The organism is Frankia sp. Hr75.2 (assembly GCF_949319125.1).
GTDB classification, from domain to species: domain Bacteria; phylum Actinomycetota; class Actinomycetes; order Frankiales; family Frankiaceae; genus Parafrankia; species Parafrankia soli.
Genome location: NZ_CASGGV010000302.1, coordinates 18,995 through 39,386 on the forward strand (window position 1 = coordinate 18,995; position 20,392 = coordinate 39,386).

General features: G+C 72.9%; 19 protein-coding genes and 1 tRNA gene. 3 read left to right on the forward strand and 17 right to left on the reverse strand.

What is annotated here, in order from left to right; genetic code table 11:
* The first annotated feature begins 457 nt into the window (after positions 1 to 457).
* Positions 458 to 1,027, forward strand: coding sequence for a phosphatase domain-containing protein (locus tag AC559T_RS24870; protein ID WP_420849170.1), 570 nt, complete (start codon positions 458 to 460; stop codon positions 1,025 to 1,027).
* A gap of 61 nt (positions 1,028 to 1,088) precedes the next feature.
* Here AC559T_RS24870 and AC559T_RS24875 read toward each other — a convergent pair whose 3' ends face one another.
* The 14 genes from AC559T_RS24875 to AC559T_RS24940 all read right to left on the reverse strand — a co-directional run bounded on the left by AC559T_RS24875 (position 1,089) and on the right by AC559T_RS24940 (position 15,265).
* Complete coding sequence (locus AC559T_RS24875; protein WP_020462472.1) at positions 1,089 to 1,901, reverse strand: ABC transporter permease; 813 nt, start codon at positions 1,899 to 1,901, stop codon at positions 1,089 to 1,091.
* Positions 1,898 to 2,935: an ATP-binding cassette domain-containing protein gene (locus tag AC559T_RS24880; protein ID WP_112107824.1), complete on the reverse strand. Its 1,038-nt coding sequence runs from the start codon at positions 2,933 to 2,935 to the stop codon at positions 1,898 to 1,900. The genes AC559T_RS24875 and AC559T_RS24880 overlap by 4 nt, the downstream gene beginning before the upstream one ends.
* 63 nt (positions 2,936 to 2,998) lie before the next feature.
* The gene (locus AC559T_RS24885) at positions 2,999 to 3,625 is read right to left on the reverse strand and encodes a MerR family transcriptional regulator (RefSeq protein WP_112107828.1); all 627 of its coding nucleotides are present in this window, start codon (positions 3,623 to 3,625) and stop codon (positions 2,999 to 3,001) included.
* Positions 3,626 to 3,986: 361 nt separating this feature from the next.
* The gene (locus tag AC559T_RS24890) at positions 3,987 to 4,472 is read right to left on the reverse strand and encodes a bifunctional nuclease family protein (protein ID WP_006540374.1); all 486 of its coding nucleotides are present in this window, start codon (positions 4,470 to 4,472) and stop codon (positions 3,987 to 3,989) included.
* A 159-nt stretch (positions 4,473 to 4,631) separates the two neighbouring features.
* The gene (gene ftsR, locus AC559T_RS24895; protein ID WP_071063911.1) at positions 4,632 to 5,447 is read right to left on the reverse strand and encodes a transcriptional regulator FtsR; all 816 of its coding nucleotides are present in this window, start codon (positions 5,445 to 5,447) and stop codon (positions 4,632 to 4,634) included.
* Positions 5,448 to 5,463: 16 nt separating this feature from the next.
* Entirely contained in the window at positions 5,464 to 6,009 is a 546-nt protein-coding gene (locus AC559T_RS24900) for an FHA domain-containing protein (protein ID WP_020572244.1), read from the reverse strand.
* A gap of 409 nt (positions 6,010 to 6,418) precedes the next feature.
* On the reverse strand, positions 6,419 to 6,799 hold the full coding sequence (gcvH, locus tag AC559T_RS24905; RefSeq protein WP_112107823.1) for a glycine cleavage system protein GcvH: 381 nt from the start codon (positions 6,797 to 6,799) through the stop codon (positions 6,419 to 6,421).
* Positions 6,800 to 6,913: 114 nt separating this feature from the next.
* A complete protein-coding gene (locus tag AC559T_RS24910) occupies positions 6,914 to 7,765 on the reverse strand; it encodes a DUF881 domain-containing protein (protein ID WP_498870270.1) in 852 nt (283 codons plus the stop codon).
* Entirely contained in the window at positions 7,762 to 8,112 is a 351-nt protein-coding gene (locus AC559T_RS24915) for a small basic family protein (protein ID WP_112107821.1), read from the reverse strand. The genes AC559T_RS24910 and AC559T_RS24915 overlap by 4 nt, the downstream gene beginning before the upstream one ends.
* Positions 8,109 to 9,026, reverse strand: coding sequence for a DUF881 domain-containing protein (locus AC559T_RS24920; RefSeq protein WP_498870271.1), 918 nt, complete (start codon positions 9,024 to 9,026; stop codon positions 8,109 to 8,111). Before AC559T_RS24920 ends, AC559T_RS24915 begins: the two co-directional genes overlap by 4 nt.
* A 67-nt stretch (positions 9,027 to 9,093) precedes the next feature.
* Entirely contained in the window at positions 9,094 to 11,610 is a 2,517-nt protein-coding gene (locus AC559T_RS24925; protein ID WP_071063728.1) for a mannose-1-phosphate guanyltransferase, read from the reverse strand.
* A 26-nt stretch (positions 11,611 to 11,636) separates the two neighbouring features.
* Positions 11,637 to 12,239 (reverse strand): cardiolipin synthase ClsA, encoded by a 603-nt coding sequence (gene clsA / locus AC559T_RS24930; protein WP_071063730.1) that lies wholly within the window; start codon positions 12,237 to 12,239, stop codon positions 11,637 to 11,639.
* A gap of 226 nt (positions 12,240 to 12,465) precedes the next feature.
* Positions 12,466 to 13,527: a C40 family peptidase gene (locus AC559T_RS24935; protein WP_498870272.1), complete on the reverse strand. Its 1,062-nt coding sequence runs from the start codon at positions 13,525 to 13,527 to the stop codon at positions 12,466 to 12,468.
* Between the two features lie 739 nt (positions 13,528 to 14,266).
* Complete coding sequence (locus AC559T_RS24940; RefSeq protein ID WP_498870273.1) at positions 14,267 to 15,265, reverse strand: class F sortase; 999 nt, start codon at positions 15,263 to 15,265, stop codon at positions 14,267 to 14,269.
* 339 nt (positions 15,266 to 15,604) lie between these two features.
* On the opposite strand from AC559T_RS24940, the gene AC559T_RS24945 reads away from it, so the two are divergent.
* Together AC559T_RS24945 and AC559T_RS24950 are read left to right on the forward strand one after the other, a co-directional pair.
* Positions 15,605 to 16,138 carry a hypothetical protein gene (locus AC559T_RS24945; protein ID WP_498870274.1) on the forward strand — a complete coding sequence of 178 codons (534 nt, stop codon included), beginning with the start codon at positions 15,605 to 15,607 and terminating at the stop codon, positions 16,136 to 16,138.
* 144 nt (positions 16,139 to 16,282) lie between these two features.
* A tRNA-Pro gene (locus tag AC559T_RS24950) sits at positions 16,283 to 16,356 on the forward strand.
* Between the two features lie 633 nt (positions 16,357 to 16,989).
* On the opposite strand, the gene der is transcribed toward AC559T_RS24950, so the two are convergent.
* From der to cmk, 3 genes are all read right to left on the reverse strand, one after another.
* Positions 16,990 to 18,378, reverse strand: a complete 1,389-nt coding sequence (gene der, locus AC559T_RS24955) for a ribosome biogenesis GTPase Der (RefSeq protein WP_071063738.1) — start codon at positions 18,376 to 18,378, stop codon at positions 16,990 to 16,992.
* 112 nt (positions 18,379 to 18,490) lie between these two features.
* The gene (locus AC559T_RS24960; RefSeq protein ID WP_112107816.1) at positions 18,491 to 19,420 is read right to left on the reverse strand and encodes a lysophospholipid acyltransferase family protein; all 930 of its coding nucleotides are present in this window, start codon (positions 19,418 to 19,420) and stop codon (positions 18,491 to 18,493) included.
* Positions 19,417 to 20,148: a (d)CMP kinase gene (gene cmk, locus AC559T_RS24965; RefSeq protein ID WP_498870279.1), complete on the reverse strand. Its 732-nt coding sequence runs from the start codon at positions 20,146 to 20,148 to the stop codon at positions 19,417 to 19,419. Before cmk ends, AC559T_RS24960 begins: the two co-directional genes overlap by 4 nt.
* Positions 20,149 to 20,392 lie beyond the last annotated feature (244 nt).

Here is a 20,392-nt window from a genome sequence, read left to right on the forward strand (position 1 = left end):
GCCGCGTCCGCGACGCCACGACACCCGCCGCCACCTGACCTGGTGCCAGCTGGCGGATCACCACCAGCGATCAGTCACTGGCACACCACGCTAGCGACCGTTGCGTCACGTCGGGCCGTTTCACCGCATGCGGAACCGGCGACCACCCGGGTGTCTCCGGCCGGTGTCCCCGGCCAGTTCAGCCGATAACCGTGGGAAACACCCGATGATGAACTGGACCGTACCGGATGCCCGCCGGGACACCGACGGTTTATCCGCTGTGTCGCGCGTGTTCAATGGCCCGGCGGAGGAGCATCGACGTGGACGCCGTACGGGAGGCACACAAGTGGCGGATCCGGGGCGCATGTCCGGCCTGGACGCGGGGTCGGAGACCGAACCGGACGGGCTGGCGGGCCCCGGGGCCCCGGCCGGCGTTTGTGGCGGCGGCGGTGCGGGCGACGTGGATAGCGTGACCGGTATGGAAGGCGTGGCTGGTCTCGACAGCGTGGCTGAAGTTGACAGCGTGGCGGGTGGCCCGCTTCAGGCCGCCGCCGCGGCGGAGGCGCCGGCGGACCGACCGCTGGCCGTCATCGACGTCGACGGGGTGGTCGCCGACGTGCGGCACCGCCTGCGCTTCCTGCGGGCCCGCCCCGGTGACTGGGACGCGTTCTTCGCTGCCGCGGACGTCGATCCGCCCCTGGTCGAGGGGGTGGAGCTGGTGCGCTCGCTCGCCCGCGACCACGAGGTGCTCTGGTTGACCGGGCGCCCGGAGCGTTCCCGGGCCGCGACCGAGCGCTGGCTGCGGGAACAGGGGCTGCCCCTCAACGAGCTACGGATGCGCCCGGACGCGGACCGCCGCCCGGCGCGGATCTTCAAGCGCTCCGAGCTGCGCCGGCTCGGCGTGCACCGCCGGGTCGCCGTCGTGGTCGACGACGACCCGGCGGTCGTGGAGCTGCTGCGCGCCGACGGCTGGCCCGTGCTGCGCGCCGACTGGGTCGCCTACGAGCCCACCCTGGGCAACGCCCAGAACACCGAGGGACGCACCTGAGGCCGCGGCCCGCCACGATCGGGCCCTGCCGCGATCCGGGCGGCCTGATCTCGCGGCCTCGTCAGCCTGCGGCGTCCCTTCGGAAGGCCCGGACGGCCAGCGGCCCGAACAGCAGCAGGATCCCGCCGCACCAGGCGAGCGAGAGCAGCAGGTCGTCAGCCACCGGGCCGCCGAGGAACAGGGCGCGCACGGCATCCACCGTGACGGTGACCGGCTGGTGGTCGGCGAACGCCTGCAGCCAGCCCGGCATCGTGTCGACCCGGGCGAAGGCGGAGCTGGCGAAGACGAGCGGGAAGACCCAGATCATCCCGCCGGACTGTGCCGCCTCCGTGCTGCGGACCGACATGCCGATCACCGCCGACACCCAGGAGAAGGCGTAGGAGAAGATCAGCATCACGCCGAATCCCGCCAGGATGGCCGGAACCGTGGTGTCACCGAAGCGGAAGCCGACCGCCAGGCCGACCAACAGCATGATCAGGATGATGAAGGCGTTACGGACCAGGTCGGCGAGTGTCCGCCCGGTCAGCAGGGCCGAGCGGCTCATCGGCAGCGACCGGAAGCGGTCGATCAGCCCCTCCTCCTTGTCGTTGGCGAGGCCGATCCCGGTCATCATCGCGCCGAAGATCACTGTCTGCACGAAGACGCCGGGCATCAGGAAGTCGACGTAGTCGAGATCCGGGCCGACGTCGATCGCGCCCCCGAACACGTAGCTGAACAGCAGGACGAACATCACAGGCTGGATGGTCGCGAAGACCAGCAGCTCAGGCACCCGCCAGGTCTTCATCAGGTTGCGCCGGCACATCACCCAGGCGTCGAGGAGCTCCCAGGTCAGCCGGCTCCGCCGCGCGACGGGTGTCAGATCGAGAGTGGTCATGCCTTCACCAGATCCCGCTCGTCGTCGCCGGTACGCGGGCCGGGAGGCCCGTCGTCACCGCCCGGCCCGCCGGGGCCGGTCGCACCCGTCGGGGCGGCGCCGTGACCGGTCAGGGTCATGAAGACGTCGTCGAGGGACGGGCGGTGCAGCGCGACGTCGACGATCGTGACCCCGATCTCGTCGAGGCCGCGCACGACCTCGGCGAGGATGCCCGCGCCGGAGACCGGGACGCTCACCCGGCGCTCGTCGGCGTCCACGGTGGCCGCGCCGGTACCGGACCGGGCCAGCACCTCGGCGGCACCGCCGAGGTCGCAGCCCTCGGCCACGGTGATGTCGAGCCGGTCGCCGCCGATCTGGCGCTTGAGGTCGTCGGTGGTTCCCTCGGCGATGACCCGCCCGGTGTCGACGACGGAGACCCGGTCGGCGAGCTGGTCGGCCTCCTCCAGGTACTGCGTGGTGAGCAGCACGGTGGTGCCGTCGCGCACGAGGTCGGCGATCACCCGCCACATCGCCTGGCGGCTGCGTGGGTCCAGCCCCGTCGTGGGCTCGTCCAGGAACAGCACGGCCGGCGCCATGATGAGGCTCGCCGCGAGGTCTAGGCGCCGACGCATGCCGCCCGAGTACGTCTTCGCCTGCCGCCCGGCGGCCTCGGCGAGGTCGAAGCGCTCGAGCAGCTCGGCCGCCCGCGCCCGCGCGGTGCGGGCTGACAGCCGGTACAGCCGGCCGAACATCTCCAGGTTCTCCAGGCCGGTCAGCCGCTCGTCGACGGCCGCGTACTGGCCGGTCAGGCCGATCCGGGGACGGACCAGCTGCGGCTGGCGCAGCACGTCGACCCCGAGGACCTCGGCCCGCCCACCGTCGGCGGCGAGCAGCGTGGCCAGGATGCGGACAGCGGTCGTCTTGCCGGCCCCGTTGGGGCCGAGAACGCCGTGGACCGTGCCCTCCGCGACGAGGAGGTCGAGCCCGGCAAGGGCCGTATGTCGGCCGTAGCTCTTGCGAAGGCCCTCGACGAGGACCGCGGGATGATCCGTCACACGGGGACCGTACGCCAGGCCACCGACAGTTCCCCAATGGTTTTTCCCCGCGGGGCGTGCCGATCAGGCCGAGCTGCGCCGCCGCCGGCGGTGGGCCAGCTCGTCGCCGGGGTGCGTCGCCGCCGGGTTGCCGGGGCGCTCGCAGGGCAGCTCCGCGAGCTGGCCGCGCATGTCCTCCAGCGCCCGCCCGACCGCGATCGCGAAGACGCCCTGACCACCCCGGACCAGGTCGATCACCTCGTCGTCCGAGGTGCACTCGTAGACGGTCGAGCCGTCGCTGATGAGGGTCAGGTGGGCGAGGTCCGCCACTCCCCTGGTCCGCAGATGGTCGACGGCGGCCCGGATGTTCTGCAGCGACACCCCGGCTTCCAGCAGCTTGCGGACGACCCGCAGGACCAGCACGTCGCGGAACGAGTAGAGGCGCTGGCTGCCGGACCCGCTCGCCCCGCGCACGCTGGGCACGACCAGGCCCGTGCGCGCCCAGTAGTCAAGCTGGCGGTAGGTGATGCCGGCCGCCGAGCAGGCCGTCGGCCCGCGGTATCCGACGTCGTCACCGGGCGGCTGCGGGATCTCGTCGCCGAAGAGCTGACCCTGCTCGATCATGGTCGTCCGCTCGGCATCCACCCAGGCGGGATCGGCTTCCTCCGGCGCCACCCGCGCGGCTGCTCCGATCGAGGTGCCACCATTCACCAGTCCCATCCTCCGGACAGTCCGGGAGCCTCACGGCCCGCCCGCTGACGACACCGCCCACACCGGCGCCGCGCCACACGCCCACCAGCCCGGGCCCGCGCCGCGTCGGCGGCGGGGCACCGTGGCCGCCCCCGGCGGCGAACGGCGACGCATCCCCGCGCCGGCCGGCGCACCGGATGGGCAGTCGGTTCGCCCGACCGTAAGGGCGGGGCATCGTCTCTTCAATGATCCAAGCCGGCGTGTCCGTAGTCCAGCGGACATGCTGGCCGCACCAGGACAAGTGTGCGCCCAACCGGACGAGCTACCCCGCTCGGGTCACATCCGGCGCGGCACCGGGGCCTCGCGGCCCTCCGAGCCTGGTTCAGGAGCCCGGCGTGTTGAAATCCTCCGGCGAGATGGTGTCCAGGAACTCCCGGAACTTCTCCAGCTCGCTCTCCTGCTCCTGTTCCTGCTCCTCCGGGACGGTGATCCCGGCCTCGGCCAGGACCGCCTCGACCCCGTACACGGGCGCGCCCATCCGCATGGCCAGGGCGATCGCGTCCGAGGGGCGGGCGGAGACCTCCACGCCGTTACCGAACACCAGCGTGGCGAAGAAGACTCCGTCCTGCAGGTCGGTGATGGTGACCTGGGTCAGCTCCGTCTGGAGTGCCCGCAGCACATCCCGCATCAGGTCGTGGGTCATCGGCCGGGCCGTGGTGATGCCCTCCTGGGCGAAGGCGATCGCCGTCGCCTCGACCGCGCCGATCCAGATCGGCAGGTACCGCTCCCCGCCCACCTCCTTGAGCAGGACGATCGGCTGCTTCGACGGAAGCTCGACACGCACGCCGACGATGTCCAGCCGATGCACCGATCTACCTCCTAGCGCAGGTGGGGTAGGGCGGGACGCTGTGACCGGAGCCAGAAAACCCCACGGGGAGACAGTATCCCCGCTACCGCCCCGCGTCAGCGCGCCCGCCAGTTCTCACTTTCCGTGGAAGATGGCGCCGTTTTGGGTGACCGTGCCCCGCTAGCCTGGCCGGCTGCCGGTCAACCGGGTCCGCAACAGCGCGGCATGCATGCGCACCAGCAGGGTGGCGAGCTCGTCGGCGGTCTCCGCGGCGCGACCATCCGACTCCGACAGACGACCGGACCGCAGCGGCGCGACCGCCGCCTCGATGAGACCTGCCTCACGATCTGCCGCCGCGCGGGCGGCACGCAGGTGCCGCGCCTGGACGCCGTGCGCCGCGAGCAGGGCCACGGTACGGGCCACCAGCAGGGCGTCGGAGTCGTAGTAGCCGCCGCCCGCGATCGGGCCGACGAGCCCGTTGCCCTCCAGTTCGGCCAGCGAGTCGTCGTCGAGGCCGCTGGCGGCGAGCAGCTCGCGGCGGGACAGACGGACCCGCTCCGCGCCCAGCAGGCCGTCCAGGCCGCGGACAGCCGGCCGGTCGGGCACGGCACGCGGGCCCGTCCGGGGCAGCGGGGTGTCGCCTCGGTCGAGCGCCGCGAGCTCCTCCTTGATCACGCGCAGCGGGAGGTACCGCTCACGCTGGGCGTGCAGCACGTGCCGCAGGCGCATGACGTCGTCGAGCGAGTACTTCCGGTAGTTCGCGCTGGTGCGCGCCGGCTCGACCAGCCCCTCGGACTCCAGGTAGCGGATCTTCGAGAGGGTGATGTCGGGGTACTCGGTGCGAAGTCTGTCCAGCACCTCGCCGATGTTCAGGGTCTTCGCGGCATCCTCGGGCCGCTGTCCCGGGCCGCCCCGCCGCGACGATCCCGGCCGGGACTCCTCCGCACGACCGGACGAGCGCATGGGTTCCGCCGCGGCGCTGCTGCCGCCGCTCACCTCGTCGTGGACCTGTTCACCGAACCCCGACCCCCCCATAGGTCGCGCCCGTCAGGAAGACCAGGCGGAACTTGCCGATCTGGACCTCGTCGCCGCCGGTGAGCTCCGCGGAGTCGATCCGCTCCCGGTTCAGGTAGGTACCGTTCAGGCTGCCGACGTCACGCACGGAGAATCCCTTGGTGTAGGGCGACCGGTGGAACTCGGCATGCCGCCGGGAGACCGTGACGTCGTCGAGGAAGATGTCGCTCTCCGGATGGCGCCCGACGGTGGTGAGATCGGCGTCGAGAAGGAACCGGCTGCCCGCGTTCGGGCCTCGCTTGACGACCAACAGGGCCGAGCCGGGCGGAAGCGCGTCGACGGCGGCGACGGCGTCGCGCTCGGTCGACTCGTCGACGTGGTCACCCTCGATGCCGGAGAGCGCGGCGGCCAGGTTGAGCGTCGACGTCTGCTCCGCGGGTCGCTCCGGCGCCACGGGCTCGCCCGGACGCACCAGAGGCGACCCGCACCGCGCGCAGTACAGCGCGTCGGACGGGTTCTGCTGGCCGCACCTCGTGCAGAACACAGTCTCGTCCGCTTCCTGCCGGATGCCCGCAGGCGGGAGCCCGGCCGCTCGGTCCGCCGCCCTGACGGCGGCAGGAATGTTCCCCGACAGGGGCCTGACCCGATGTGATCGGGCACTCACCCCGCGCGAACGGCCGAACGCGGCGGTGTCCGCGGCCGATGCCGTCACGGCGCACTTCGAGGCTAGTGCATCAGGCGCACCGTCGTGAAAAGGGTGCGTCGGGTGTTTGTTCGGCGTGGCGCCACCGCACACGGGCGGTGGCCGCCCTTCACTTGACATCGGACGAGGTAGGACATAACCAGGCCAATGCGCATAGCACCGTCCAATGACCGCGCCCGCCCCGGGAACGCCCGTCCCGGAATGACAGTCCGGCCACGAACTTCACGCCGGCCGCGAACTTCCCGCGCGGCTACTGCTCCTTGACGTGCTCGCGGTAGGCGGCGGCGTCGAGCAGGTCGTCGAGGACGGCCGCGTCCACCACCGTGACCTCGACCAGCCAGCCCTCCCCGTAGGGGTCGGAGTTCACCAGCTCGGGAGCGGCGACGAGCGCCTCGTTGCGGGCCGCGACCTCGCCGGAGACGGGCGCGTAGATGTCGGAGACGCTCTTGGTCGACTCGACCTCGCCGCACGGCTCCCCGGCCGAGACGGCCTGCCCGACCTCGGGCAGCGACACGAAGACGATGTCGCCGAGTGCCTCCTGCGCGTACGCGGTGATGCCGACCCGCACCCTGTTCCCTTCGGCCCGGGCCCACTCGTGCTCACGGGTGTACTTCAGGTCGTCCGGGTACACCGGAATCGCCTCCTGCGGTCGTGGTGCCGAGCGCCGGCACGGGCGTCGACGGACGCATGGGACCGTCCGGACGGCCGGCGCCCACCGCGACGGCGTCGTCGCGGGGCACGCCCCTCAACCGGCTGGACGGGCAAAACGGGGGGTCGGAACGGCCCGCAGCGCCCTGATCTCGATCCGATCCGAGTTCGTGACCTCAGCATGCGCGCCATCCCGGGTAGCTACCGTATCGAGCACTCCGCCAGGAATCCGCATTGCCTGGGCAAGCGTGTGCGCGTCCCCGACCACGCGCAGGTCGTAGGGCGGCACGACACTGCCGCCGTCCACGGTCATACCGCCGCCGGGAGCGTCGACAATGTAGGTGGAGGCCACAACACGGACACCGGAGAGCTCGATCGCCTCGGCACCGGCGTCCCGCAGCTCCTGCAGGGCGTCGACGAGGATCCACGCCTCGACGGTCCCCCGCGGGTCGTCGATGCGGAGGGTGACGCCCGGCCCGGTCGCCGGGCCGGTGCCGGCGAGTACCGCCAGGGCCTCGGCCTCGCGGCGGGCCCGGTCGAGGTCGGCGTCGCCGCGCGCGCCGTCGGCGACCGCGGCGCGGGTCTGCTCGAGACCGGTGGCCTCCACCTCCAGCCGCCGCCCGGCGACGGCGAGGTCCTCCAGCTCGGTGGCGAGCTCGTCGGGCCGGGCCGCCGCCAGCCGCTCGGGCGTGTCGGCGATCCGGATCATCACGACGACACCGAATCCCAGCACCGCGAGCAACAGAACCGTCACGTATCGCAACAGCCGCACCCGGGAGCCGGTGCCGCCGCTCGTCGCCTTCCCGACAGTCGGGCGCACGACAGCGGGGCCGCCGCCGGCCGGCCCCGTGGTGTCCGGCGGCTCCCCGAGCGGCGGCTCACCGGGAGGCGACTCGCCGGGCGGCGGCACGTGGAGCCGAGGAGTGCGGGACGGCAGCTCGTCGGTCACAGTTTCAGCAGCGATCGGCGGACCGCGCTCGCGTTGGTGAAGATCCTGATGCCGAGGACGACGACCACCGCGGTCGACATCGCGCCGCCGACGCCGAGCGCGTCGCCCAGCGCGACGAGCGCCACGGCCAGCAGCACGTTCGACAGGAAGGACACGACGAAGACACGGTCGGAGAAGACCCGCTCCAGCGCCGCGCGCAGGCCCCCGACCGCCGCGTCCACCGCGGCGACCACCGCCACCGGCAGGTACGGGTCCAGCCAGGTCGGGGGCTTCGGCGCGACGAGAAGCCCGGCGACGACGCCGACAACGAGCGCGAGCAGGCCGGTGATCGCACCTTCACGGGTCAAGATCCGCTCCCTCGGGCATATCGGAGGCTCGGGCTGGGGGCCGCCGGCACGGTGACGTCGTCCAGGCGGGCGACGGTCACGGCGTTCGGGGGCGCGCCCATCCGGGTGCGCAGGCGCAGCGTGACCGCCGCGGCGGTCACCCCCGGAACGATCGTGTCAGGGTCCCCGACGACGTCGACCACGTAGGGTGCCGCGACCGGGCTCAGGCCGACCAGGATCGTGTCGCCCGCGGCGCGCACCGCGCTCAGCGCGGTCAGCCGGACCCCGTTCACGGCGATGGCCTCGGCGCCGGTGGCCCACAGCGCGTTCACCATGTCGGCCAGGTCGTGGTCGGCGAGCCGGCCGTCGGGGCCCTGTGCCGTCGGCCGCGGGTTGCCCGCGTCGGCGGGCGGCCCGGCCGACGGGTCGACGAGGGTCACCCTCGCGCCGGGGCCGCGTGCCGGCGCCAGGCCGGCCGGCGCCGCGAGCGCGTCGATCTCGGCGTTCGCGACCGCCCAGAGCCCGTCGGCCGTCCGGCGCCGGTTCACCAGGCCCTCAGTGGCGGAGCGGAGCACGGCCACCGAGGAGGCGAGGCCGTCCCGGTGGGTGGAGCGGGCCTCGTACTCGGCGCTCAGCCGCGCCCGCAGCCGCTCCCGGGACGGCGCGCCATCGACCGCCTGGCGCACGCTCACGGCGACAAGCAGGCCCGCGAGAAGCAGCGTCAGGGGCAGCAGCAGCCGCCTGGCCCACCCGTCACCGCGCCGACCGCCACCGCGCCGACCGGCTCCGCGCGCGGCGTTGGAGTCCCGCGCGTAGGCGGGCTCGAGCGCGTCGGCCACGATCCGCTCGAGCACCGTCGCCGCGGCGCCGCCCGCCAGCGGGCTCCCCCCGCTCGCGCGCGTGGTCAGCCGTGTCCGTCCGTGCACATCCGGCATTCTCGCCGATGGCCGGCTGGCCACTGTGGCATACCCGTCGCGTTCCGCCGCCGGGAAGCCATTACGATCATGGACGGTTGACGGGAGCCTGCTCCGGCGGCACCGTCTCCACGACGGCGCTCCACCGGCGCACCAGCTTCTGCGCGCCACCCAGATCCGCCGCCTCGGCCCACAGGTGGGTCACCGCCTCGGACGGGTCGGGCAGCACCAGCACCCAGGATCCGTCCGGGCCGACGACGCGCACCCCGTCGGTGGTGTCGACCTGGTCGCCCGAGTCGACGTCCACCGACTCGACGACGCGGCGCATGACGGTGCCCTTCTCCGCCCACGGTGTGGGCACCGACGCCCGCACCATCGCGACCGGAGGGATCCGCGCGTCTATCGCGCTGAGCGTCAGCCTGGTCCGGGCGACCAGCGCGACCAGCCGGACGAACGCCGCCAGGCCGTCGATCACGGGGGCGAACTCCGGCACGACGAACCCGCCCCGCCCGTCGGCGGCGAAGACGATCGGCTCGGCCTGCACGACCCGGGAGAGCTCGGAGCCGGACATCGACATCCGCCGCACGGTCAGGCCGTGGAAGCGCCCCACCTGGTCGGCGACCCGGGTGGTGGTGACGGGCACCGCCGCCTGGGCGCCGCGGTTCTCCGCCGCGACGAGGTCGAGCATGACCAGCAGGGCCCGCTCGTCGCTGATGAGGTCGCCGCGCTCGTCGACGATGGTGATCCGCTCGCCGATGTGGTCGAAGCGGACCCCGAACGCGGCGCGCGAGCTCGCCACGAGCGCGCCCAGCCGGTCCAGGGCCCTGCGCTCCTGCTCGGCGCCGGGCTCGGGGTAGGTCTCGTCCAGCCGGCCGTTGACGGTCAGCACGTCGACGCCGAGCCGGCCGAGCAGGGTGGGCAGCAGCAGCGACGCCGCTCCCCCGGACGGGTCGACGACCACCTTGAGATCCGCCTCGGCGAGCCCGCTGGTGTCCACCCGGTCGAGCAGGTCCTGGGTGTAGACGTCGGCCGTGCGCGCCGGGAAGCGCAGGTCGCCGATCTCGCCGGGGAACGCTCGGCGGAACTCCTGCCGGGTGAACACGCGGTCGAGCTTGCGCTGCGCGGCCGGGGAGAGATCGTCGCCGTCGGCGTCGAGGAAGACGATGTCGATGCGCTCGGCGTCGCCCGGCTTGGAGCGCAGCATGATTCCGCCGGCCGCGTCCGAGGTGCGGACGTCGAAGCGCGCGACCGGCAGCGGGGCCACCTCCAGGTCACGGACGTTGATCGCGCCGGCGGTGAGGGCGCTGATCACGGCCCGTTTGAGGGCCCGGGCCGCGCGCGAGCCGTCCCGCGCGGTGGTGACGGTGGAGCCCTTCTTCAGCGTCGTCGCGTACGCGCTGGCCAGGCGGACCACCAGCTCCGGTGTGATCTCCGCGTTGACCAGTCCGGAGACCCCACGCGGGCCGAACAGCGACCGCTGCCCGCGCGACTCCCAGATGACGCTGGTGTTGACGACCGCCCCGGCCTCGATGGTCTTGAACGGGTAGACCTTGACGTCATGGGAGACGAACGCCTCCTCCTGGATGACGCACTCGTCGCCGATGACCGCGCCCTCCTCTATGCGCGCGGCCCGCAGCACGTCCGTGCTCTTGCCGATCACGCAGCCGCGCAGGTTCGTCCGCGGGCCGATGAGCGCGTTGTCCTGGACGACCACCCGGTGCAGGAAGGCCCCCCGCTTCACCACCACGTTGCTGCCGAGCACGGTGAACTCGCGCAGCTCGGCGCCGGCCTCGACCTTGCTGTAGTCGCCGACGACCAGCGGTCCCTTGAGGATGGCGTCAGGATGGACGTCGGCGTCCTCGCCGATCCACACCCCCGGGGAGACCTCGAACCCGCCGATCGAGACGTCCACCTGCCGGTTCAGCACGTCCGCCTGGGCGCGCTGGAAGCTGGCGATGGTGCCGACGTCCTCCCAGTAGCCGCCGGCGACATAGCCGAACACCGGCGCCCCGGCGGCGACCAGCCGGGGGAAGACATCCCCGGACCAGTCGACCGCCTCGCCGGCCGGGACGTGGTCGAGGACCTCCGGCTCCATCACGTAGATGCCGGTGTTGACAGTGTCGGAGAACACCTGGCCCCAGGTCGGCTTCTCCAGGAACCGGGAGATCCGCCCGTCCTCGCCGGTGATCACGATGCCGAACTCGAGCGGGTCGGGCACCGACTTGAGCGCGACGGTGACCAGCGCGCCCTGCGCCCGGTGGTAGGCGACGAGGTCGGTCAGGTCGATGTCGGTCAGGGCGTCACCGCTGATGACCAGGAACTCCTCGTGGCGCAGCGCGTCCTCGGCGTTCTTCACGCTGCCCGCGGTGCCCAGCGGCGTGGTCTCCGTCGCGTAGGACAGGTGCATGCCCAGCTCGTCGCCGGAGCCGAAGTAGTTGCGGATCATCGCCGCGAGGAACTGGACCGTCACCACGGTCTCGTCGAAACCGTGCCGCTTGAGCAGCCGCAGGACGTGCTCCATGATCGGGCGGTTGACGACCGGCAGCAGGGGCTTCGGCAGGTTCGCGGTCAGCGGCCGCAGCCGGGTGCCCTCGCCGCCCGCCATCACGACGGCTCTCAAGGGTTACCTCCCTATTTTCGCGCCGCGGCCAGGCGGGCGCGTTCCCCGGCCAGCCGGCGGGCCTGTTCTGCGTAGAGGAGGCCGGACCACCAGTAAAGAGCGATACCCCAGATGGCGAACGCCCACCCGAGCGGGCGGGCCGCCGTCGCCAGCCACGAGTCGCCGGCGGACAGCAGCAGGAGCGGGAAGGCGTACAGCAGGTTGAAGGTGGCCGCCTTGCCGAGGTAGTGGACGGGCAGCGCGGTGCCCACCCCGAGCCGGCGCAGCACGGGCACCAGGCCCAGCAGCGCGACGTCCCGGGCGACGAGCGCCAACGCGAACCACAGCGGGACGATGTCGCGCAGGGTGAGCGCGGCGATGGTCGCGAAGATGTAGAGGCGGTCGGCCAGCGGGTCGAGAGTCACCCCGAGGCGGCTGGTCTGGTTCAGCACCCGGGCGAGCTTGCCGTCCAGGTAGTCGCTGATGCCGGCGAAGGCGAGCACACCCAGCGCGGCACCGTCCGCCTCCGGGCCCAGCGCGAGCCAGAGGAAGAGCGGCACGCCCAGCAGGCGCAGACCGGACAGCAGGTTCGGGATGGTCCAGATCCGGTCGGAGGCCTGCGTCTCCGCCGTCACGCCGCGTCCCTCCTCCCCGACCCGGCCGCACGAAGACGGGCGCCGACGGCTCGCGCGCCGACCGCTGGACGCGGGTCGTCGGCTCTGACGCTAGCGGATAGGCGCCGGCCGGGTCGCCGAGTGGTCGCCGCCGTCCGGGCCCGGCGTGGTGCGGGACGGCGCGCGGCCAGGTGCGGGAGCGCGGAGCGGCACTCGGCCCGAACCGGGCCGAGTGCCGCCCCGCGCGTCACATGATCCGGCCGACCTTGTAGGTGGAGCTGTAGATCGGGCGGAGCGACACCACACCGCCGGTCTGCGGCGCGGCCCACATGTAGCCGTTCCCGGCGTAGATGCCCACGTGGTAGATGTTGCCCTCGGTCCCGTAGAAGATCAGGTCGCCGGGGCGCTTACCGGACTGCGGCACGTGGGTAGACACGTTGTACTGGCCCTGCGCGGTGCGCGGCAGGGAACGTCCGAGCTGCTTGAAGACGTACTGGACCAGGCCGGAGCAGTCGAACGAGTAGGGGCCCTCCGCCCCCCACACGTACGGCTTGCCCTTCTGCAGCGAGGCCAGGTAGACGGCCTTCTCCCCGATCGAGCTGCCCGGGATCACCGACGGGATGGCCTGGCTGACGGCCGGGCGGGGCGCCGTCGGCGCCTTGATCGTGATCGTGGCCGCGCCGGCCAGCGAGGGCCGCAGCGCGCTCGTGCCGTCGAAGACGGCGGTGATCGTCGTGGTGGTCAGCAGCCGCGCGGTGATCTGGGCCTGACCGTTGGTGTCGGTCGTCAGCGCCGTCGAGGTCTGCCACTTCGGCCCGTTCACCACGACGATGCGGACCCGCTGGTTGGCCAGCGGAGCGCCGCCAGCCTCATTGGCCCGGACGGTCAGCACCACCGGGGCGTTCGGCGCGACCGTGGTGTTGTCCGCCGTCAGTGAGACCTTGGTGAACATCGGCTCGGAGGACGCGATCGCCCCCGCCAGCGGCGCGGCGGCGGCGGCGGCCGCGGCGGCGGCCGCGGCGTCCGGCGCGGCCGTCCCGCCCTGGCCCGGCAGAACGGAGGCCGTCTGGGTCGCGCCCGGGTCGATGGACGCGGTGCCGTCCGGGGTGGCCGGCACCGTGGCGGCGAAGGCCGCCGTCGAGGCCGCGAGCGTGCCCGTGGTGAACGCGGCGATCGTCGCCGCCCGACGAGGCGGCTGGGAGGTGCGCCGCCGGGCGCCCGTACCCGATCGGGCGTTCGAGGGGCGCTGTCGCCCCTTGACGAACTGCTCCCAGTCCTCGGGCAGCCAGGCAATTCCACGACGGGGCAACGCGTGTCCTTCTCTCTACCGGCGCCTGTGAGGCGCTCTGCCGCGCTCGGCATCGCACACCGACCTGCCGGCCAGCACGGCCGGCAGGACCGGATCGGCCGTCCGGCGGCCGGACGGATCGCCCGGTCACCGGGACCGCCGAGGTCCCTCGTCCTGCCCCGCCTGTCTCGGAGGGGTCGTCGGGCCGGGGGCAGGACACGGCGCTTCGGCTCGACGCTTTACATACATCGGACGGTGCTCGGCACTCTCAAATAGCTGTGCACGCAGGTGCCGATGCTGAAGATAGTGGACTTCGGCACTTGCCCGACAATCACCCCCCTCACAACAATCGCCCACCTTCCCGGAACGCGAGGGTTCGATCACGACATGGAAATAGCCGCTTACTTTCCGTCGGATCAACACCCGGCGGGCGTGGGGCGGGCGGGCCGTGACGGCACCCGGGGAGAGGCCGCTGATGCCTGCCTGATATAGGCATTCGGGCTTCCGGCGCCAGCCGGGCGGATCATCAGGGCGACGCGCGCCGGAACGCCCCCGCACGGGCCGCCAGACCGCCCCGGACGTGGCCTTTTGGGTCCGGGCGCCAGCGACGGCGGGTCTGCGCGGCCACACCGGGCAATACGCGTGAAACAGAATGGGCGGGGCGGGCTCGACCTTCGTGGGGGGCGCGCGACCGCCGCGGAGCGCCCGCAAAGCACATTGGGGCCACCGCGAAACATCCGGCGAAAGGTCGCCGGCCGGCTCAGCCGGTTGGGGCCGGCGGAGCGGGGGCGTTCGGCGCCGCGCCCGCGCCTGGCACGGGCGCGGCGGGCGCGGGCATGGCCGTAGCGGGCGTAACAGGCACAGGCGCGACAGACACCGGGGCTGCGGGTGCCACCCCGACCGGCACAGGGATGGCGGGCGCCGGCGCGACTGGAGCGGGCACAGCCGGCGCGGACACGGCCGGCGCGACTGGAGTGGACACGGCCGGCGCGGACACGGCCGGGGACGGGGCGCCGGCGGGCGGCGCCCCGGCGCCGGGCGGCTGGGCGCCCGGCACGGACGGGCTGTTCGCGTGCGCGTAGACGATCAGATTGCTCAGGTAGTGGTTCGTGTCCTCGTCGAACGCCCCGCCGCAGGTGATCAGCCTCAGCTCCGGCCGGCCCACCTCGCCGTAGACGCGATCGGTCGGGAACGCCTTCTTGGTCGTGTCCTCCGTGCGGTCGACCGTGAATGTCGTGCGCAGCCCGGTCGGCGAGGTGACCTCGATCTGGTCCCCGGCGCGCAACGCCCGCAGGCGGTAGAAGACGGCCGGCCCGGAGGTCGAGTCGTAGTGGCCGACCAGCACCGACGGGCCGAGCGCGCCGGGCGCCGGGCCCCGGTCGTACCAGCCGACCTCCTGCCACTTCTTCGGCACGGCCAGCGAGCCGTCGGCGTTCAGCCCGAGCCGGACGATCGCCGCGTCCACTCCGATCGCCGGGATCCGCACCCGCGTCGGGTCGGTGACCACGACCGGCGGGAGCGCCGGCACCGGCGCGGCTGCCGCCGGGCCGGTGGGCGCACCCGTCCCGTCCAGGGCGCCGGCCTGGTCGATCGCGGTGCCGAGGCCGGCGACGTCGACCCTCTCGGTGTCCGAGGGCGGGGCGGGATCGGACTCGGTCAGCCGGAACCCGCTCCCGACGACCAGTACCACGCCCGCGACGAGCAGCAGGCGGGAGAACGTCATACGCACCGGCGACCGCTCCGTCGCTCCACGCTTCACGACTGTCTCCGTCCAGCGACCGTCCATCGACACCGACCCACCAAGAACTACGCAAGGTGATGGTATCGAGCCTCGGTGGTAGCCGAGCGTAGTTGCGCGCCGCGTCGCGTGACGCGAACGACCCACGCCAGGACCACATCCGGCAAGGAGGTGCGAGGCGGTCGCGCGCCGCAGCTCAACCCATGTCCCGCAATGGATGCCGGTCCCGCGCCGGTCGCACCCGCGGCCCGTTCGGACCCGTCGCACCACGCCGTCTCGCTGCGTCCCATCCCGACCACTCCTCGCTATGGTGTCACTCTCAGCGACCAAGCAATAACCATGCGTGAGAGAGGGGACCAGATGAGGAAGGGAATGGGACGGAGCGCCGCGCTTCTCGCCATGTCGAGCGCGGCAACCGTCATCCTCAGCTTCGGACCCGGACTGACGGCCGCGCACGCCGACACCTTTGACGACAAGGGTAGGTGCGACGACAAGAAGTCCGAGGAGTGGGACATCTTCGACGACAAGGACAGGGACGACAAGGACCGCGAAGGCGACAAGGAGGCCCGTGCCTTCGTCGACGACAAGGACGCCGTCAAGGACGACAGAGACAAGGACGACAGGGACAAGGACGACGACTGGTTCGACGACAGGGACAGGGACTGCCCGGTCGGCGTCGCCGGTGTCGGTGTCGGTGTCGGCGCGGGCGCCGGTGTCGGCGCGGGCGCCGGTGTCGGCGCGGGCGCCGGAGGGGCCCCGGTCGGCGGCGTCGGCGCGGGCGGTGGCGGCACCGCGGACAGTGGCAACTCGCCGCTGCTGCCGATCGCCGGGGCCGGTCTCGGTGCCATCCTGATCGGCGCGGGCATGCGCCGCCGCGGCCACGGGTCGATCTGAACCGACCGCCCCCCAGGAGCCTAGGACGGATCGGCCGGCGTGGTCATGTCGCGCCGGCCGATCCCCCGGGACGGACCTGAGCCGGTGTGTGAGATCGACCCCCACCACAGCGCCGGATCTCCGGTAGGGTAACGTTCGTCAGCACGGGACGTGGCGCAGCTTGGTAGCGCACCAGACTGGGGGTCTGGGGGTCGCAGGTTCAAATCCTGTCGTCCCGACACAAAACGGTTCACCGCCCGCTGGACAGGCAGAAGCCTGGTCAGCGGGCTTTTTCGTGCTGTCGGGACCACCTGGCCGATCCCGGTTGAAGGGCTCCGCCTCGTCCCCGTTGGGACCTCGGGACCTGATCCGTCAGGTGCCGCGCCGCCCGGCGGCTCCCCGCTTCCGGGCCACGACGAACCGACGGCACCGGATGCAGGAACGTCACGCTGTCGTCAGCGCGAGGTATGTCCACCCGACTCCCGTTGTTTGCGATCAGGCGCCCGACACCTCCTCCTGCATGACTGGATGCATGTCCGGGGTGATGCACTCTGTCGGGAGCGAGCTCATTCCGCAGCCGTGTCTTGATGGCCAGGGACGCCAGCTCAGGCAGGAAGACGATGAACAGCACTGCGTCCGAAGCTCATCGGGATCCGGTGCTCACCCCGCAGGATCCCCGCCAGATCGGTCTCACGTTCGGGATCCCGGGCGGATTCGTGAAGGGCTGCGGCAGGCTGGCACCGCCTACCAGTTCCGCCATGCCGAGCTACAACGGCACCAGGCCGAGCGGCCGTGCTCTGCTGTACCGGCACACACCGCTCCGTCACCACCGAGAAGGACCGCGGGTACGACAGCACGGCTCAGCCCCGGGGCTAGCGGTGGCGGTCGGGACGCTCGCGGACCCGGATCGAGATCTCGATGGGCGTGCCGGCGAAGCCGAAGTCCTCGCGCAGTTTGCGCTCCAGGAAACGCCGGTAGGCCGGCTCGAGGAATCCGGTGGTGAACACGACGAAGCGCGGCGGGCGCACCCCGGCCTGGGTCGCGAACAGCACCCGCGGCAGCTTCCCGCCCCGCGACGGCGGCGGCGTGGCCGCCACGACCTCGCCGATCCAGGCGTTGAGGCGACCGGTCGGGATGCGCGTTCCCCACGAGTCGAGGGACGTCCGCAGCGCCGGGGCGAGCCGGTCGGTGGCGCGGCCGGTGCGGGCCGAGATGTTCACCCGCGGCGCCCAGGCCACCCGACCCAGCTCGCGGACGATCTCCTGCTCCAGGTCGAGACGGCGCTCGGTGTCGAGCGTGTCCCACTTGTTGAAGGCGAGGACGAGGGCCCGGCCGGCGTCGGTGACCATGCTGATGATCCGCTGGTCCTGCTCGGTGACCGGCTCGTCCGCGGCGAGCAGGACGATCGCGACCTCGGCGGCCTCCAGCGCGGAGGCGGTGCGCAGCGACGAGTAGTACTCGGCGCCGGAGGCCTCCTTCACCCGCCGCCGCAGGCCGGCGGTGTCGATGAACATCCAGGTCTCGCCGCCGACGGTGACGAGCTCGTCCACCGGGTCGCGGGTCGTGCCCGCGACGTCGTGCACCAGCGAGCGCTCGCTGCCGGCCAGTTTGTTGAGCAGGCTGGACTTGCCGACGTTCGGCCGCCCGATCAGCGCCACGCGCCGGGGGCCGTCCTCCTCGGTGAACCGCTCGCGGGGTGCCTCGGGCAGCACCGCGAGGACGGCGTCCAGCAGGTCGCCGCTGCCCCGGCCGTGCAGCGCGGACACCGGATACGGCTCGCCCAGCCCGAGGCTCCACAGCGCGGCGGCGTCGGCCTCCGTGCGGGCGTCGTCGACCTTGTTCGCGGCGAGGATCACCGGCCGGCCCGACCGGTGCAGCACCCGGGCGACGGCCTCGTCGGCGTCGGTCGCGCCGACGGTGGCGTCGATCACGAACAGCACGCCGTCGGCGGTGTCGAGCGCGGCGCGGGCCTGGTCGGAGACCCGGGCGGCGAGGCCGCGGGCATCGGGCTCCCAGCCGCCGGTGTCGACGAGGGTGAACCGGCGGCCGTTCCACACCGCGTCGTAGGCGACCCGGTCACGGGTGACGCCGGGGACGTCCTCGACGACGGCCGCGCGGCGGCCCAGGATGCGGTTGACCAGCGTCGACTTGCCCACGTTCGGCCGGCCGACGACGGCGAGGACGGGCTGTCCTCCCGCCAGCGGGAGGGCAGCGCCCACAGGGCCGTCGTCGACGGACGCGGCGAGATCTTCGGTGTTCATGACGGCTGCACTCCGCTTGGGCTGGACATCTCGGTGAACTGGCTGCGAGCTGTCCTTCCGCGGACGGCGGACCCGTCCGGCGCACTCGGAACAAACAGCGATCCGGTAGAACTTACTCCGCCGCCGACGAATCCCGGCTCTCGCCGGCACGCACCGTCGCCAGATGATCCGCCAGCCGGACCCGGATGTCCTCCGCCACGGCGGCCAGCGCCCGCCGCGAACGCGGGTTCGCCGGCACCTCCACCTCGAACGGCTTGCCGAACACCACCCGGACCTTCACCGACCGACGCGGCCACTTGGCGCCCCGGGGCAGCGCGGCACCGGTGTTGATGCAGGCCACGGGAAGGACACGGCAACGCCCGTGCACGGCCAGGTAGGCGATGCCGTGCTGGACGGCGGCCATCTCACCGCTGCCCCGGGTGCCCTCGGGGAACACGCCGATGGCGCCGCCGCGGGAGAGCTCGTCGAGCGCGGTGTGCAGGGCGTCGCGGTCCGGGCGGCCGCGGTTGATCGGGATCTGGCCGACGAACAGCAGCAGCCTGCCCAGGATGCCCTTGTACATCTCGGACTTCACCAGGCACCGCACGGTGCGCGGCGCCTCGATGACGACGAGCGGCCCGTCCATCCAGCTGCTGTGGTTCCCCGCGAAGATCAGAGGCTCGCCGTGCGGGACGTTCTCCCAGCCCTCGTGGACCACGTTCATCACCAGGTGGTTGAGGACCTGGCGGACCGGCGGCTTGAGCACGCGGTGGGTGATGTCGTTGAACGGCTTCGACGCGGCACCGCGGTGCGCCGGCGCCCCGACCGAGGTCGCCGGACGGACCCGCTCGGCCCGGGCCCCACTCGTCGCCGACTCGACGCCGCTCGGAGCTGGCACGACGGCCTTCGGCGCCGGCTCGACTCCGCCCGCGGCCGGAGCCGCCGGAGCCGACTCGACCGCGGCGGGCTCGACCGGAGCGGGCTCGACCGGAGCGCCGGCCCCGGCTACCGGCTCGGCCACCGGCCCGTCCGGCGTGTCGAGCCGGCCGTCGGCGGCGGTCATGAGGTCGTGGCGAGCACGTGCTCGCCCTGGCGCAGGACCTCGTCCACCACCTCGGGGACCGACAGCGCGCTGGAGTCGAGGACGATCGCGCCCGCGGGAATGGACAGCGGGTCGACCGTGCGCGAGCTGTCGAGGGCGTCACGGCGGTCGAGCTCGGCCAGGGTGCGGGCCACGTCGTCGACGCCCTTCTCTCCCAGCTGCCGGGACCGCCGCAGCGCGCGCACCTCGGTGGACGCGGTGAGGAAGACCTTGACCGGGGCGTCCGGCGCGACGACCGAGCCGATGTCGCGGCCCTCGACCACGATGCCGCCGGCGACGAGGGCCTCGGCGATGATCTCGCGCTGCTGCGCGACCATCCGGGCCCGCACGGCGGGCACGGCGGCGACCGCGCTCACGGCGTTCGTCACCGCCCGGGTACGGATCTGCTCGTCGACGTTCACCCCGTCGACGGAGATCGACGGGCGGTCGGGATCCGTGCCGACCGTGAGGACGGTGCGCTCGACGACCTCGGCCACCGCGGCCGGGTCCTCGATGTCGATGCGGCGCTCCAGGGCGACCTGGGTGACCGCCCGGTACATCGCCCCGGTGTCCAGGTAGCGCAGGCCGAGCCGGCGCGCGATCTCCCGGGAGACGGTGCTCTTCCCGGAGCCGCCCGGGCCGTCCACCGCGACCACGAGACCGGTGGGGGCGGCCCCGGCGGTCACCGGGCCCGGTACCGAGGGCGCCACCGTCGTCCCGGGGCCCCCCGTCCTGAAAGCATCGTCGTGGCTGCCGGTGGCCGAAGCCCCCGGCGAAGCGGACCCGTCGTCGGGGCTCACCCGTCTCCTCCGTCCGGACGCGTGTCTGTGCGACCCGCATGTTCCTTCGTCCACGCCAGGCCGGCGGCGTCTCGGACCCGGGCCGACGGCCCGGTCGCGGCCGGGGCGGCGCGGCGCGCCCACCCCGACTGTCTCCGGGCCGGAAGTCCCAGGC